General features: G+C 37.9%; 9 protein-coding genes. 6 read left to right on the top strand and 3 right to left on the bottom strand.

Features of this window, described 5'->3' with window-relative positions:
- Positions 1-188 precede the first annotated feature (188 nt).
- From accD to tsaE, 6 genes are all read left to right on the top strand, one after another.
- Complete coding sequence (gene accD / locus ACFIM6_RS01565; protein ID WP_375611366.1) at positions 189-1,109, top strand: acetyl-CoA carboxylase, carboxyltransferase subunit beta; 921 nt, start codon at positions 189-191, stop codon at positions 1,107-1,109.
- Positions 1,110-1,113: 4 nt separating this feature from the next.
- A complete protein-coding gene (locus ACFIM6_RS01560; RefSeq protein ID WP_375611365.1) occupies positions 1,114-2,433 on the top strand; it encodes a bifunctional folylpolyglutamate synthase/dihydrofolate synthase in 1,320 nt (439 codons plus the stop codon).
- 44 nt (positions 2,434-2,477) lie between these two features.
- Positions 2,478-3,476, top strand: coding sequence for a complex I NDUFA9 subunit family protein (locus tag ACFIM6_RS01555; RefSeq protein WP_375611364.1), 999 nt, complete (start codon positions 2,478-2,480; stop codon positions 3,474-3,476).
- Between the two features lie 713 nt (positions 3,477-4,189).
- The gene (ahcY, locus tag ACFIM6_RS01550) at positions 4,190-5,587 is read left to right on the top strand and encodes an adenosylhomocysteinase (protein WP_375606120.1); all 1,398 of its coding nucleotides are present in this window, start codon (positions 4,190-4,192) and stop codon (positions 5,585-5,587) included.
- A 34-nt stretch (positions 5,588-5,621) separates the two neighbouring features.
- On the top strand, positions 5,622-8,087 hold the full coding sequence (locus tag ACFIM6_RS01545) for an ATP-binding protein (RefSeq protein ID WP_375611363.1): 2,466 nt from the start codon (positions 5,622-5,624) through the stop codon (positions 8,085-8,087).
- A gap of 51 nt (positions 8,088-8,138) precedes the next feature.
- Positions 8,139-8,609: a tRNA (adenosine(37)-N6)-threonylcarbamoyltransferase complex ATPase subunit type 1 TsaE gene (tsaE, locus tag ACFIM6_RS01540; RefSeq protein WP_375611362.1), complete on the top strand. Its 471-nt coding sequence runs from the start codon at positions 8,139-8,141 to the stop codon at positions 8,607-8,609.
- A 680-nt stretch (positions 8,610-9,289) separates the two neighbouring features.
- On the opposite strand, the gene trxA is transcribed toward tsaE, so the two are convergent.
- The 3 genes from trxA to addB all read right to left on the bottom strand — a co-directional run bounded on the left by trxA (position 9,290) and on the right by addB (position 16,389).
- Complete coding sequence (gene trxA / locus ACFIM6_RS01535; RefSeq protein ID WP_375611361.1) at positions 9,290-9,613, bottom strand: thioredoxin; 324 nt, start codon at positions 9,611-9,613, stop codon at positions 9,290-9,292.
- 177 nt (positions 9,614-9,790) lie between these two features.
- Complete coding sequence (gene addA, locus ACFIM6_RS01530) at positions 9,791-13,267, bottom strand: double-strand break repair helicase AddA (protein WP_375611360.1); 3,477 nt, start codon at positions 13,265-13,267, stop codon at positions 9,791-9,793.
- 2 nt (positions 13,268-13,269) lie between these two features.
- Positions 13,270-16,389, bottom strand: a complete 3,120-nt coding sequence (gene addB, locus ACFIM6_RS01525) for a double-strand break repair protein AddB (RefSeq protein WP_375611359.1) — start codon at positions 16,387-16,389, stop codon at positions 13,270-13,272.
- Between the last annotated feature and the right edge of the window lie 258 nt (positions 16,390-16,647).

Raw genomic sequence — 16,647 nt, 5'->3', positions numbered from 1 at the left:
CTCTTCATGATGCATATGATTGTTATAATATGGGAAAAATTAAAAATTAAAAAACAAGCTATACGTACACTGATAAAAGTATTAAATAGACTCCTTTGTTCAACCGGTAAAGCAAATGTGACTGCTTAAGTTCTATATTCTTTCAAATCATGCAAAAGATGCACAATATTTAAAGGAAGGTTATAAAGATGAACTGGATTACAAATTATGTTCGTCCTAAAATTAACTCTATATTGGGGCGCCGTGAAATTCCAGAAAATCTATGGATTAAAGATCCTACCAGTGGTGAAATGGTCTTCCATAAAGATCTGGAAGCTAATCAATTTGTAGCTCCCAATTCTGGTCATCATATGCGTATCAGTGCTAAAAATCGTCTCATGCATTTTTTTGATGATGGTGTTTATACAGCTCTTGAAAATCCAAAAGTTGTAACAGATCCTTTAAAATTTCGTGACGAAAAACGCTATATTGACCGGTTAAAAGATTATCGTTCTAAACTTGGGGTTGATGACAATATTTTAAGTGCACGTGGTACGATTGAGGGTTTGCCAATTATTGCAACTGTTCAAGATTTCGCCTTTATGGGTGGATCACTTGGTATGGCTTCAGGAGAAGCTATTATCAAAGCTTTTGATACTGCCATTGCTGAAAGGCGTCCGCTGGTTCTTTTTGCTGCTTCTGGTGGTGCACGCATGCAAGAAGGAACACTCTCGTTGATGCAAATGCCCCGTACAACAGTAGCGATTGAAATGTTGAAAGAAGCAAAGCTTCCCTATATTGTTGTGCTGACTAATCCAACCACCGGTGGTGTTACTGCTTCTTACGCCATGCTTGGTGATATTCACATTGCCGAGCCTGGCGCTATGATTGGTTTTGCTGGTCCACGTGTGATTCAACAAACTATACGCGAAACTCTACCAGAAGGTTTTCAAAGTAGTGAATATCTGCTTGAACATGGTATGATTGATATGGTTGTATCGCGTTTAGAAATGAAAACAACAATTGCGCGTATTTTACGCTTGATGATGAAACGCCCTGCTGTTTTTAACCCTTCCGATCCATCCCCAACAGACTCTCAAACATCGCTTTCTAGGACAAAAGCAGCTTAAGTTTATGCAACAAAGTCAAATACAAAGGGTGGTGGATGATTTACTAAAAAATTATCCGAAAAAATTTGATCTTTCCTTAGAGCGTATTGTTCACCTTTTAGAGCGTCTTGGTAACCCACATTTAAAACTTGCCCCTGTTATTCACATCGCTGGAACAAATGGCAAAGGATCTGCTTCAGCAATTTGCCGTGCTCTTTTGGAAAATGCAGGATACCGCGTTCATGTTTATAGCTCACCTCATCTCGTCAACTGGAATGAACGCTGCCGGTTAGGTCAAAAAGGAGGTGGTCAACTTGTTACAGAAAACCAATTGGCTGAGACAATCCGTGAAATTATAAAAGTAAATCGTCAAGAGCCGATTACTATTTTTGAAATTTTTACAGCCGCTGCCTTTATGTTGTTTAGTATACATCCAGCTGATGTTGTCATTTTAGAAGTTGGATTGGGAGGACGTTTTGATGCTACCAATGTCGTTAACAAACCAGCTGTATCGCTTATTATGCCCATTGATTATGATCATGAGAGCTTTCTTGGAAATACAATTGCTCAAATCGCTTTTCAAAAAGGAGGGATTATCAAACCAAACGTTCCTGTAGTCATTGGGAAGCAAAATTATGAAGAAACTCTTGCTACTTTAATACCCCTTGCTAATAAAAATAAAGCATTTTATGCTCTCTTTGATCAAGATTATCAAAGTTATAAAGAACATGGACGTATGGTTTTTCAAAACAATCAAGGTCTCATGGATCTTCCCCTTCCTAACCTTATTGGAGACCACCAAGTTGCCAATGCTGGTGCATCTCTTGAAGCAGTTTATCAAGCGGGTTTTCAACTTTCAGAACAAACCATAAATGACGCTTTAAAAAATATTTATTGGCCCGCACGAATGCAGCATCTTACCCAAGGACTTTTGGTTGATCAACTATCTCCTGATATTGATTTATGGTTAGATGGTGGTCACAATCCTGCTGCAGGAAAAGTTATTGCGGCAGAACTTACACAATGGAGAAAAAAAACAGATCGCCCCATTATTATGATTGCTGGCATGCTTAATACCAAAGATGCTGTCGGTTATTTTCGTCCTTTAGCTAACCTTGTCGATAAAGTATATACGATACCGCTGCTTGACAATAATGCCAGTATCTCTCCAACAGACTTAGCTGAATCAGCCCAAAAAGTAGGAATCCCTGCTGCCCCAAAAGCGCACCTACAAGATGCTTTGCATAAAATTAAAATGGAATATAAAGAGGCTATTGTCCTTATTAGTGGTTCTCTTTATCTTGCGGGTGATATTTTGCGTGACAATAAAACACCACCGTGCTAGATAATTAGCTATTTTTAAAGCTTTGAAAGATAGACTTTTTAATCATGCAACTTGATTGTGCACTTTATCAACATCCTAAACTCATTACTGTTTTTGGCGGATCCGGTTTTGTAGGACGACATGTCGTTGAAACTTTGACTAAGCGGGGATATCGCGTTCGTATCGCTGTTCGTTGTCCACAAAAAGCTTATTACATGCTCCAAATAGGAGAAGTAGGACAAACCCAAATGCTTAAAACAGATATCAAGCATCGTGCTTCTGTTGCACGCGCATTGCTTGGAGCTGATGCGGCAGTGTTTTTGCCTGGTAGCTTAAAACAAGCAAATCAATCGAATTTTAAAAAAACACAAATTGATGGTGTTTACAATGTTGCTGAATTAACAGCAGAAACTGGTATTCCGCTAATCTATATGTCAACACTTGTGGCTAACGAGAATGCTTCATGTCTTTATGCACGTGTTAAGTTTATGGGTGAACAAATCATTCATAACAAGCATCCTCAAGCAATTATTATCCGTCCATCCGTTATCTTTGGACCAGAGGACTGTTTCTTTAACACCTTGGCAGATTTGTCACGTTTTTTACCAATTATGCCTCTTTTTGGAGGTGGGAAAAGCAAATTGCAACCCGTGTATGTTGGTGATGTTGCTGAGTTTATCGCGCGCGCTTTAGATGGACAAGTTGCTTGGGGAAAAAATTATGATCTTGGTGGTCCCCAGATTATCACCTTCCAAAATACTCTTGAAAATATACTCAAAATTATTCACCGTAAAAAAACAATCCTATCCATGCCCCTTTCTGCTGGTCTATTGATTGGAGGAGTTTTGGGAACAGTCGGTAAATTGCCTTTTGTACCAACACTCGTAACAGCCAATCAGATACGTTTTTTGCAAATGGATAACATTGTTTCTAAAGAAGCTATAGAGAATGGATATACTCTAGAAGGTGTGGGAATTACCCCCAGAGCAATGGCAGCATTCTTGCCAAGTTATCTTTGGCGATTTCGTCCACATGGTCAATTTTCCCAAAACCTATTCGTTTAGAATAAATTCTTCTAAAACTGAGTTAATTATTTGATTTATAATTCATCGCTCGTTGTTAGCAGTTTTAAAATCAGAGTGTTCAATAGAGTGATGTTTTTACATTTTAAATACTCTATTCAGTATCACAAAAAATGTTTAATCGTATATCTATAATCTTTTGATAAAAATCGTTGAAAACAAGAGAAAAGCACTTCTTATAAACTGTCTTTATCCAAGAGCAGATGCAACATTGGAATCCTAAAGAACCGATTCTGAATTGCCTATTCATAAACATGATAGCCTATGGCTTTGCATTTATATTATTTTGCTAAAAAGCTTAATAATGAGATTAAAGTAATTCTTCCTTTTTCAACAACCGCATAAGTGAGTAGAATACGAGTATACTACTTTCGATATTATCCCATAAAAATCAATATAAAAACTGTAAAGCAATGCACCATTTTTATTATTTAAAAGGTATTCCCTCTGGAGACTTTTAAAAGCTTTAAAGTTACGTGAAAAGGATAGAATTTTGTTTATATAATAAAACTTATCATGAAGATCTCCTACTCCGTCAGTAACATCACTACTCAGATCCATAAATGCATATTTGTTGCACAAATTTATGGAGATTTTAAAAGAGCTTTTTCACATAAAGAAGTCCTCTTCTTGTCTTGCATTTTTTTTTAATTTCTCCTACCGTCTTGGAAAAAATTATTTTAAAGGAATGAAGAATGGCAGCTCAAGATTTTGTTGTCAAAGATATTGCACTTGCCGCTTATGGTCGTAAAGAACTTGATATTGCTGAAACTGAAATGCCTGGTTTGATGGCTTGTCGTAAGGAGTTTTCTTCCAGCCAACCTTTGCGCGGAGCGCGTATTTCTGGCTCATTGCATATGACAATTCAAACAGCTGTTTTAATTGAAACATTAAAAGCAATTGGCGCCGATATACGGTGGAGCTCTAGCAATATTTTTTCTACGCAAGACCATGCAGCAGCAGCTATCGCCGCAACTGGCATTCCTGTATTTGCCGTTAAGGGTGAAACATTGGAAGAATATTGGACTTATATAGATGCAATCTTCCAATGGCCAGATGGTAATCCTTCCAATCTTATTTTAGATGATGGAGCTGACGCCACAAACTATATTTTAATGGGAAGTCGTGCAGAACAAAATAAAGATATTTTATCGCATCCCAAAACAGAAGAAGAAGAAATTTTTTTCAAACAAATACAAAAGCGTATGGATGCAACGCCAGGTTTTTTTACACAACAGCGCGCAGCAATTAAAGGTGTAAGCGAAGAAACCACAACAGGTGTAAACCGTCTTTATCAGTTACAAAAAGAAGGACTTCTACCTTTTCCTGCTATTAATGTTAATGATAGCGTCACTAAATCAAAGTTTGATAATAAATATGGATGTAAAGAATCATTGGTCGATGGTATTCGACGTGGAACAGATGTGATGATCGCTGGTAAAACTGCCATTGTCTGTGGTTATGGTGATGTAGGAAAAGGTTCAGCAGCATCTCTTTCTGGTGCTGGGGCTCGTGTTAAAGTAACAGAAATTGATCCTATCTGCGCTCTTCAAGCCGCTATGGATGGCTATGAAGTTGTTAATTTGGATGATGCTGCTTCCAGTGCTGATATTATCATCACGACAACAGGCAATAAAGATGTTGTTCGTTTAGATCATATGCGACAAGTAAAGGATATGTGTATTCTTGGAAATATTGGTCATTTTGATAACGAAATCCAAGTCGCTGCCCTTAGAAATTTGCCATGGACGAATATTAAACCACAAGTTGATATGATCACCTTTCCCGATGGAAAACGCATCATTTTGCTCTCTGAAGGACGATTGTTAAACCTCGGCAATGCGACGGGGCATCCTTCTTTTGTCATGTCAGCTTCGTTTACCAATCAAGTTTTAGCGCAAATTGAACTTTTTACCCGTACAGAACACTATACAAATGAAGTCACTGTTTTGCCTAAACATCTTGATGAAAAGGTTGCACGTCTACATCTGGATCGGTTAGGAATAAAATTAAGTGTTTTATCAGAAGAACAAGCCGCTTATATTGGAGTCTCACCACAAGGACCTTATAAACCAAACCATTACCGTTACTAATACGTTTCCTTGGGTTAAAAAAGGGAAAGATGTCGTGCTCAGCTTTGGTGACTATAACCCCAAAGAAAAAACTCAAAAAGAGATCCGAATCTATACGTATATACTTTGCCTTTTTTTCTTTTTTTCTCCAACATGCGCTTTTTCTCAGTCATTGGAAGGTTATTTACCATTTTTCTTCACTTTGCCGAATGGTCCATGGCTGCTTTTAGCGCTGTGTGGAGGAATTTCTTGTGCTTCACTTCTCACGTGCCTAGCTGTTACCGTGCGTGCAAAAAAAACTGCACAGAAGCCTTTGAAGATAATTCAGGCAAATTTTTCTGAAAAACTTAAATATTATGAATGGCTTCTGGAAGAAACCGAGCAATTCCTTCTTATTTGGGAAAATCCAACAACCTTACCCCATGTTGTTGGTGCTCTTTCCGCATTGCAAAAAATAGGAATCGATCAGAAAGATTTTCAGCGTTTTGAGCTCTGGGTTGAAGAAAATTCTCTGCGAGAACTTGATTATGCATTGACTCAACTCCGTTGTAAATGTCACCCTTTTGATCTTTCTATCACCACCACAAACAATGTACTGCTACAAGTTACAGGAGTCATCGCAGGAACAGTCGCCATTGCTCGTTTTCAAGATATCTCAAAACAACAGAGTGAAAATGCTCGTTTACAGAAAGATATCGCCCGCCTTCTTACTGAACTGAGAATGCAGCGTAATCTTCTTGATCTTATTCAAGAGCCCGTATGGATAAAAGATTGTGAAGGAAAAGTTTGTTTTATCAATCGCGCCTTTAGAGAAATGACAGACTTTCGTGAAGACAGTGATGACGTGGGGGATCTTTTCAATGAAAATACACAACGCAAAACAGATGAAACAGAAACAATTTTTCAAGAACATGTTCATACGGTTATTGGTGGAGAACGGCACCGTTTTCATCTCACACGTATTACAACAGCTGAAGGGATGGCAGCTTTTGCACGTGATGACAGCGCCTATGAAAATCTTGCTCATGAATTAAGATATGTTCTTCAAAGTCATTGTGAAACACTTGACCAAATTTCAACAGCTGTAGCCATTTTTGATACAAACCAAAAATTAAAATTCTGTAATCACGCTTTCAAAATTTTATGGCCGTTGGAGAGTTCTTTTTTAGAAAGTGAACCAAGCCATACATTGTTTCTTGAACGTTTACGTGAAAAGGGGCTCATTGCTGAACACCCTGATTGGCGCGCATGGAAAGAAGAACTTTTAAAAGCCTATTGGCAAACAGAATCGAACCAACAAATTTGGAATCTTCCAGATGGGCGTACAGTGCGTGTTGTCTCGAACCCTCATCCACAAGGAGGTGTCACTTGGCTTTACGAAAACCTTACTGAAAAAATTGATCTTGAGCGCCGTTATAATACACTTATTAAAATACAAGGTGAAACACTTGATAAACTTTCTGAAGGTGTGGTCGTTTTTGGTACTGATGGACGCCTTCGCTTATCGAATCCTGCCTTGTCGAAATTGTGGTCTCTTCCTTATAATTTACTGGTAGAAGGAACCCATATTACACAGTTACAAAGCCATTGTTCAGCCTTAACCTTGGGGCAAGAATGGGATCAATTTACCAAGTTCATTACCGGTTTTGCTGAAAAACGTGAAACATTTTCAGGTCGTATAGATCTTAAAAATGATATGATTATTGACTATACTCTGGTCCCTCTTCCTAATGGACAAACGATGCTTACTTTTGTGAATGTTACGGACACTGTCCATGTTGCGCGTGCTCTTCAAGAAAAAAATGAAGCATTAGAAAGTGCTGATCGTTTGCGTAATGAATTTGTCCAACATGTTTCTTATGAATTACGCACACCTCTCACCAATATTATTGGATTTTCGGATATTTTACGTGATCAAATTTTCGGCTCTATCAATGAACGTCAACAAGAATATCTTGAACACATTCATTCAGAATCAGGAACTCTTTTAAATATTGTTAACGATATTCTTGATCTTGCTACCCTTGATGCAGGCATTATGGAGTTGGACATAAAATCGGTTAACATTGCCGATGCTATGATACAAGCAGTAGCACGTGTAGAAGATCGCCTTAATGGACGGCATATTACGCTTTTACAACAAATTTCTCCTTCCTTAAATTCTATTTCTGCTGATGAAAAGCGCTTGCATCAAATTTTTGTGAATGTACTGAGTAATGCTATTAATTTTGCAACGGAGGCGAGTACTATTGAATTTTGCGTCGATGAACAAGATGATAACATTGTCTTTAGCGTTCACAATCAGGGCTCTGACATCCCAGAAGACGTTCTTGATCGTATTTTTAAACGTTTTTCTTCCCATTCACACCATGGTGGGCGTGCGGGAGCGGGTCTTGGCCTTTCCCTTGTAAAAAGTTTCGTTGAACTACACGGTGGACATGTTGAAATTCTTACCGGTTCTGGAAAAGGAACAACAGTTAAATGTTTTTTCCCACTCTCCAAAGGAGATACGATTTTTTAATTTTAACCTTTATGATAACAAAAATTTTTCATCCATTTCATGGAACTTTTAATGAATTTTAGTTTTTTTCTTGAAAATGAAGAGGCAACAAAGCTTTTTGCACAAAATTTAGCTCTTTCTTTAAAGCCAGGAGATCTTGTAACGCTGCAAGGAGATCTTGGAACTGGAAAATCAACCATTGCACGTACAATCATTCAAACACTTGCGAACGATAACACTATAGATGTTCCAAGCCCTACTTTTACTCTTGTGCAAAGCTATCAACTTCCAAAGTTTGAAATTATTCATGCTGATCTTTATCGCCTTTCTATGGCAGAAGAAATTGATGAATTAGGGCTTCATGAAGCTCGTGAGAAAAATATTTTACTTGTTGAATGGCCAGAAAGAAATACAGCTCTTTTAGAACTCGCCACTTTTGCACTCACCTTACACTATAAAGAACATGGGCGTCATGTAACAGTTAGATCAGCGCAACATTCCATTGAATGTTTGCAACAGTCTTTTACAATTCGTACATTTTAAAAAAACATGAACATCATCATTTTTTAATTTGATAATACCTCAGTACTACCTATGAAATCTGAGATGATGGACAACATAAAGAAGGCTTCATGGAGGCACCAACCATGGAAGATGAAACGAAATGCTGACTCTTTTATATAACAATGACATAAATTGCAAAGGACAGCCGTTAATTTATAGAAATTCATCAATTTATTTTAGAGAATCTGATACCTACAATTTTGATTTTAGAGAATAGTATAAGAGAATTTTAAATTGAAGTGATAACCCTTTATAAGAGCATTATATAACCTGTAGTGAATTGCTTGTCTCTTTCTGCTTAAAAATTGTGAGCTTCAGAAAAGTAATTTGCAAAGTTTTTGCTTAAAATCTCCCTTTATGTGTTGAAAATACTATCTATCTCAATAGTCTTATCTAAGAAGAAATACCTTTAATGAAATTATCATTCACCCAATATTTTTAACGCGCCTATAAGGAAAGAATTGCATATATTCTTCATACAAAGCAATTTTTTATAAAAAATGGTCAATTGAATCATGCATAAAAGCACGAATTCTTAAATTCATTTAAAATTTTGATTTTTATTGTCTTTTCATTATAATATAATGCAAAAAAGAATATTTTAAAAAAGTCAAAAGGAGAGACAAAATTTCTCTCCTTTATAGTGATTATATGTGGAATTAACTAAGCCCATCTTTTATCCATTCAGAAAGACGTCCTTTAGAGGTAGCGCCAACCATATTCGATGAAATATTTCCATTTTTAAACATTAGTAATGTAGGGATAGAACGTACTCCGTATTGGGTAGCCAGTTCCGGATTTTCATCAATATTTACCTTAGCAATTTTAACTTGATTTTGCATTTCTATTGAAATTTCATCCAAAATTGGAGCAATCACTTTGCAAGGGCCACACCATTCTGCCCAAAAATCAACCACAACAGGGGTGGAAGAGGTTAGAACTTCACTTTCGAAATTGTCCTTATCAACTTTTATACACGTCATTGATTTATCCTTTATATTCACCTTTTATAGATTGGTATAATAACAATTCATATCAAGTTATTGCAAAGATAAATTATTAAAGGACTTTTTTATACCAGGGATTGTGCGTTGTGTTTGTTTGAGCGATTTTATGAAAGTAAATAAAGTGTAAAAATGCTTTGCAGGGAAAAGACTAACTTATAAGGCAACTTCACTAAGAAATGCCTCAAGTTTTTCTGGAGGAAGTTTAAAAATTTTGGCTTCTTTACTGTAGATAAGCAGAGCCTGTATATCTTTATTGGGATGAATAGCTTGCAATAATTTTCGATAAAGAGCCATTTGCAACCAATGATGGGAAGCAATAGCAGCTTCATTTTCTGGCGGGGTTCCTGTTTTAAAATCTGCAAAGATAACGCTGTTTTGCGTGATGTAGAGACGGTCAATTTGACCAGAGATTGCTTGTTCTTTTCCACGAATTTTCACAATACCCATTAAGGAGACCTCAGCACGTGAATGCTCAGAGAAAAGGGGTTTGAGATAAACATGATCTAATATTTTCCAAATATGGCAAAGAGCATCTTCTCTTTGGCTCTCATGCCAATGAGAGGCTTTGATATTGAGATAGTTTCGAGCATAATCTCGACGTTTTTGTGGGGGACAATCGGGCAAATACTGTAACAATCGGTGAACGAGATTACCATATTCAATGGAAAAAGCTCTGTTTGTGTTCATGGCTCCTAAAACAGGTGAAGTGGTAAACTGTTTTGGATTTGAGAATAGCTCTGTATCAGCTTCAATGGAAAGGCTCGCCACTGACGGTTTTAACGGTTTTGGGAGCACCGGTTCTGCTGGGACTTTATGGGAGAAAAAGTCTGGTAGAGGTGGAAGTGTTTGGCACTCAACGGAAGAAATTTTTTGGTTTATAGAAGTAGAAGAAGGCGGTGTAATGCAATAACGCCAAGCTGCAATATCTTCCGCAGGACCTTTTATAGCTACCGCATGTGGTTCGAGAGCTCTCTTTACCAGTTGTAACCATGTATGAGATGGCGTTTTCGGACCTTTATACCCGCAAACAAACAAGCGATCTTCAGCGCGTGTCATTCCTACATAAAGAAGGCGCCTATACTCCTCTTCAGCACGCTCTTTTAAACGCAAAATTGCTTGTTTAGAAGGCATTGTATCGAATTCTGCATTAGGGCGCCAGATAAAAGCTTGTTGGTCACTCAAATATGCATTGTTCAAGGGAACTTCAAGCAAGTGAGGTGAATGCTGGGGATGCCAAATCGCACTACCGGGATCAACTAAAAATACAACAGCAGCCTCCAGTCCTTTTGCGGCGTGAACAGTCATGATGCGAATTTCTTCATGATTTTGGTCAAACTCACGTTTAATTTCTGGTTCACTGACACTTAATGTTTCTAAAAAAGCTTGTAATCCTGGTAATCCTGTTTTTTGAATAGTGAGCGTATAATCCATAAAAGCATCGAGCACATCATTTGCTTCAGATCCTAAACGAGACAGAATTTTTTGTCGTCCCTTATCATTGTTCAAAATATGGCTATAAAACTCGAAAACCGGTATTTTATCCACTAAAGCGCGATAATGGTTTAGCTTCTCAAAAGCATCTTTAACAGATACCTGCGATGATGTATGCGCACACAGACTTTGCCAAAGAGAGCCGGTGCGGTGTACAGCAAGCTGATAGAGTTCCTCTTCACTAAGAGCAAAAAGTGGGCTTTTTAAAACACAAGCAAGAGAAAGATCATCTTGTGGCTGCAAAACAAAACGCGCAAGCGCCATTAAATCACGGATACTAATATGTTTGGTAAGCTGTAAACGATCAGCCCCTGCTACGGGAATATTACGGTGTTTAAGAGCACGGGAAAGAGCTGAGACAAATTGATCACGTTTACGGACCAAGATCATAATATCACTTGCACGTATTAAGCGTCCTTTTGCTGGAAGCATTTCGCCTTTTTGTAACCAGTCGGCAATCGTTTCAGCAATTTTTTCTGCTAAACGGACTTCAGGTGTATCTAAATGATTAACAGTTGCATGCCAATCTTGAGGAAACTCACTCGTTTCTTTTGAAATGGCATCCCATATAATAACTTCACCCGGACTATGAACACGGATAGCTTCATGCACCGTTTTTGTATTTTCTGCCGAAAGGCCTTTATAGTTTTCTGGTGTTTCAAAAACAAGATCAACGCTTTTAAGAACATCTGCTGTAGAGCGAAAAGAATAATGCAGTTGTATTTTTTCAAATTGCTGATTTGTTTGTTGCACTTTTTTTTGAATAATTCGTCCATTTGCAGCAAAATTTTCTGGAGCAGCGCCTTGAAAAGAATAAATAGATTGCTTTTCATCTCCAACAGCAAAAAGAGTGCGTATGTTTGTTCGTTGGCTATACCCTGAAAAAAATTCCTGTGCCAACAGTTGAATAATTTGCCATTGCTCAGGGTTGGTGTCTTGTGCTTCATCAAGTAGAATATGATCAAGTCCCTGATCAAGTTTATAGTGCACCCATTGGCTTGCACCTTTGCGCTGTAACAAATGAAGTGTACGCTCAATAAGATCATCAAAGTCTAAGAAGCCATTGGACTTTTTTAGATTCTTATAAATTTTGAGATAAATAGCACAGAGCTGAAAAGCAGCCATATTGAGAGTGGCAACCTTTGCGCATTGATATTTTTCTAAAAAAACAGAAAGCTTGTTTTGTTTATCTTCAAGCATTTGTTGAATAAAAGGCCAAATTTCGTCTGATTTTTTACGAGATAAATTTGAAAAATTACGCGGCTCACCTTTGATTGTAAAATAAATATCAGAAATAATATTGAGAATATTTTTCTCATCATGCACCTTTTCTAATTGGGAAAGTTTTGCCACCATATCCTTAAAGCTTTGATTACCATTGGTTTCACAATGCTTAAGAGCATAAAGAGGAAGGCGCGCTGTTTGTTTAATTTGTTCCAGCAGATATTGATTTGTTTCATTGGGCGCTAAGTTAAAAAGCGCGCGCAATTTTTCTTCTCCATTTTCAGATAAAAGAGAAGATAAAAAATCAGACAATTTATGTTGCTTTTCAACTGCTTCATAGAGCAATTGGTTAAAAGTATGTTCGCTAATAACTTGAAGTAACTGTTGCAAAGCAGGTTGTACATCACGACGGGCTAAAAGTTCGCGACGGGATTCTTGTTGTAATTTTTTTCGACCGATATCATCGGGAAATTCAAAATGCCCTGCAATATTGGCTTCTAACATAAATTGATGTAAGAGAGCTTCACAAAAAGCATGAATCGTTTGAATTTTTAAGCCACCAGGCGTTTCGAGGGCACGCGCAAAGAGTTGTCGTGCATAAGTTAGTTTTTGCGCATTAACAGGCTTTTTTTCAAACCGTGTTAAGGTTTCTTGCAGCTGTGCATCATCGAGCTCATTCCAACTGGAAAGCGTGCGAAAAATTCGTGATTGCATAACAGCAGCAGCAGCTCTTGTATAAGTAAGGCATAAAATACGTGCTGGAGGCGTGCCGTTTAAAAGCAAACGGATAACACGTTCGCTTAAAACGTGGGTTTTTCCAGATCCAGCATTTGCAGAAACCCACACGTTTTTTTGGGGATGTGTTGCTGTTGCTTGTGCATCAAGAGCGGCTTCAGGAATAGAAAAAAACGTCATGATTACTCTTCTTTATGAAAACCACTTGACCATTCCCACAACCGAGCCAAATGGTCGTAGTCACCTTCATATCGTTTTGACATGGGGACAGCATGTGAGAGATAGCCTTGTTGTGGATTTTGATAATAAGTTATGAGTGCGATAAGATTTTCCCATGCATTGTCAGCAAGATCAACAGCACTTAGATGAGTTTTTCCGTCTTTTTTCTTTAAAAGAATTGATTGGGATTTAATTTCACCTTTTTTGTTAAGAGGAATGTAAAATAAATTTGAGGGGGTAAAATCTTGAAAATCTGGGAAGCCCCCTTGTATGAGTAAAGCTGTTTCTAAAGCCAATTGCGGAAATAATAATTCACGAACTTGTTTTGATGAAGGATGGGTTCCGGTTTTGAAATCTAGAATTTCAACCGTTTTATCTGGCAAAACATCAAGACGATCAGCACGTCCTGAAAGGGTTACTCCTGTTGTTCCTATAGGAATTTTTTGTGATACCACTTCCGAATATCGCTCTCGCAGTCCTAAATTTTGTTCCCATTGAATAAAGCGTGGAGCAAGGTTTTCAAAACTATTCCACCAAATTACTTCAATATCGGGTGGAAAATTGAATTTATCAAACTCTTTACGCCCAATAGCAAGCAGTACATTGAGTGCATTTGCAGCATTTGGATTTTTCATTTGTGTGCAAAAAGCTGCAAGAATAGCGTGATAAAGTGTTCCTCGTTCTGAAGCGCTAGGATCATGAATAAGTTCTTTAAGTGGTTTGAGCCTTAAGATTTTTTTAGCATAAATAGCATAGGGATCATATCGCAATGTTTCTATTTCAGTAACTGAAAAATGACGCGGGCGTATATCAAGAGGCGGAGCAGGGCAAGGACGTTCCACCTCAGAAGTTATGCTTGTATGATCAAGCATCTTTGCCCAATGGCGTAGTATTTCACCTCGTTCACGGATTTGTTCCCAAACCTGTTTTCCTACAACTGTTTCCATGCGTTGTAGCCAGCGTGAAGGAATGGAAGGCGTATGATTAACGCGCAATGCGCGACTCATCACCACTTTTTCCATTCCCATCGCCCATTGAAAATCATGCGCAGAAATACCAATACGCTGCTCTGGTGGTTCCAGAGTTAACATCATTTTCATCGGTCGCGATAAAAAAGCATCATTTCGGGTTGATATCGGCCATGACCCTTCATTAAGACCGCCGATGACCACTGTATCAACCGTTTGCAAACGCGATTCCAAAGTACCCCAGATGAATAAACGTGGATGTCCTCCAGGCGAAGGTGCGACGGAACGGGTTGCTATTATGGCAGAAAACATAGCGGGCCATTCACAAAGATGAAATGTTAATCCCGATTGATCACTGACCAATTCACGCAAAAAATTTGATAGGGCTTGTCCTGCTTCGTGTTGATAAAGATGTGCAAGAGAATTATCCTCATTGCGACCAAAATTTTCAAAAACCTCAACAGTTGCTATTGCAGCCTCATTGATGGTGCATTCTTTCTCTTGTTTCATAAGAGATGTTAAAGGTTCAACAGCTTTTTTCAAAAGATGACAAAGGAGACGTGCTTCTTCACATTTCTGCTGATCAAGGGTGTTGATTTCAGAACTATTATGAAAGGATGTATCAATCCATTTTTCAAGAAATTGATCACACTCGCAAAGATTGATGCGCCCTGTATTCCCTCGAAGAACAAAAAGTTCAAAATTTTCTGCCATTTCCCGTAAACGATGACGGTTTTGTTGGAGTGTTGTAAGGGGATGTTTAAGAAGAGAAAGAAAAGCTATGGGATCATCATCTTGCAATACATTTTCTAAAATAAGTCGTAAGAGAGTTACAGGCAATGTTTGTGCAAGTGGTATTCCGCCTGAATCATTTGCTTCAATTCCAAATCGCTGTAATTCCACAGCAACACGGCGTGCTAAATTACGGTCATTTGTAATAAGGGCTGCAGTTTTTTGAGGTTCTTCAATAGCTTTGCGTAAGGTAACAGCTATCGCAAGAGCTTCTTCACGTTCATTTATAGCTTCAATAAATGACCAATCTGCACAAAGATTTTCATAATCATCACGGATAATTTGTATCCATTTATCTGTTGTAGAAGCAGGTCGGAGTGCTTCTGATAAAAGAGCCATTCGTTTTTTCTTTGTTATACTTTGTTGGCCAATTTCGCAAACATGATGACGTTGACACTCCATGAGAGTTAGAAGTTTTTTTAAATGATATTGAGGATGGCTAAAAACATTTTCTGCAGGATCAAAAAAATCACAAGCTGTTTTTTCTTTATTGCTTGTGCTTAGTGCATTCCATTGTTCTTCATCCATATGAAGATCAAGGCCAGGAAGAACAACAGCCCCTTTGGGCAGAGAAGCTATAACCTTTAAAAGATGAGAAACTGCGGGCATAGAACCTGACACACCAGCAGCAATGATAGGTTTATCAGGCTGCGTGCATCGTAAAGTCTCTGCATGCATTGTGAGTGCTTGATTACGCCATTCCGCGGGATTGCTTCGTTGCCTTTCGGTCAAGATTTGTGGCCAATTTTGCGTAACAATAGTCAGAAAGTCGAGCGTTATTTGCCACCATTCAGCGACCATATCAGGTGCAATATCTTTAAGTTTCGACCAATCTGCTCCTTCTGTTTCAATTTCGTCCATCAAATGCGCTAAATCCTGAGCAAGCCAAATTGCATCAGCACTATGAGCCGGAATAAGTACATCTTCTGTACCAAACATGGCACGCAGATGCGCAGGTAAATTTTCACGCCATGGGCGAATAAGGCGCGCTAAAAGCAGTAAGCGTTCACTTTTTCCAATGGGTGGATTCAGAGTGCTGGTATGATTTTCAACAAAAAGGAAACTGTCTTCATCGACATCTCCTAGAGCACGAATGGTTGGTAAGAAAGTTGATTGTGTATCGCTTCTTTCAACAAAGGCTAAACGTAAAGCGCGAGCAGCACGACGTGTCGGAACATAAATAAGGCTATCGGCAAGGGCAGTTTGAATGTCTCCATTGGGAGCGAAATTATCAATAAGGGTACCGGAGAGCAGTGCCTCAACAAAGTGAGGCAAAAAAGCCATTCCAGAAGATATAGAAAAGACACGTGGTTTATAAGTCATATGATCTCATATTGGGAATAACAAATTTCATCTTATTGATTATTTGCTTTATTTTGACTGTATACAATTTTCATACAAGAAAAAACTGAAAAGCTCTATTTATACAGGAGATTTTTAGCTGACATTCAAAATACTGAAATATATGACCTTGTCTTAGGCTATTGTGAAAAAATATATCAAAATTTTAAAAGACGTTACAATTACAAATATATTATAACTTATTGAATATTATAAAATAAATTTACCGTATTCTTTATA

This window comes from Bartonella sp. AA9NXGY (genome assembly GCF_042196845.1).
In the GTDB taxonomy this organism is placed as follows: Bacteria; Pseudomonadota; Alphaproteobacteria; order Rhizobiales; family Rhizobiaceae; genus Bartonella.
Note: the sequence above shows the minus strand (reverse complement) of the source record. Positions and strands in the feature narration are given on the sequence as shown.

Coding starts and splice junctions, on each gene's coding strand:
- addA (WP_375611360.1), bottom strand. CDS start 13,267: ATGACGTTTTTTTCTATTCCTGAAGCCGCTCTTGATGCACAAGCAACA.
- ACFIM6_RS01560 (WP_375611365.1), top strand. CDS start 1,114: ATGCAACAAAGTCAAATACAAAGGGTGGTGGATGATTTACTAAAAAAT.
- ACFIM6_RS01555 (WP_375611364.1), top strand. CDS start 2,478: ATGCAACTTGATTGTGCACTTTATCAACATCCTAAACTCATTACTGTT.
- ahcY (WP_375606120.1), top strand. CDS start 4,190: ATGGCAGCTCAAGATTTTGTTGTCAAAGATATTGCACTTGCCGCTTAT.
- accD (WP_375611366.1), top strand. CDS start 189: ATGAACTGGATTACAAATTATGTTCGTCCTAAAATTAACTCTATATTG.
- tsaE (WP_375611362.1), top strand. CDS start 8,139: ATGAATTTTAGTTTTTTTCTTGAAAATGAAGAGGCAACAAAGCTTTTT.
- addB (WP_375611359.1), bottom strand. CDS start 16,389: ATGACTTATAAACCACGTGTCTTTTCTATATCTTCTGGAATGGCTTTT.
- trxA (WP_375611361.1), bottom strand. CDS start 9,613: ATGACGTGTATAAAAGTTGATAAGGACAATTTCGAAAGTGAAGTTCTA.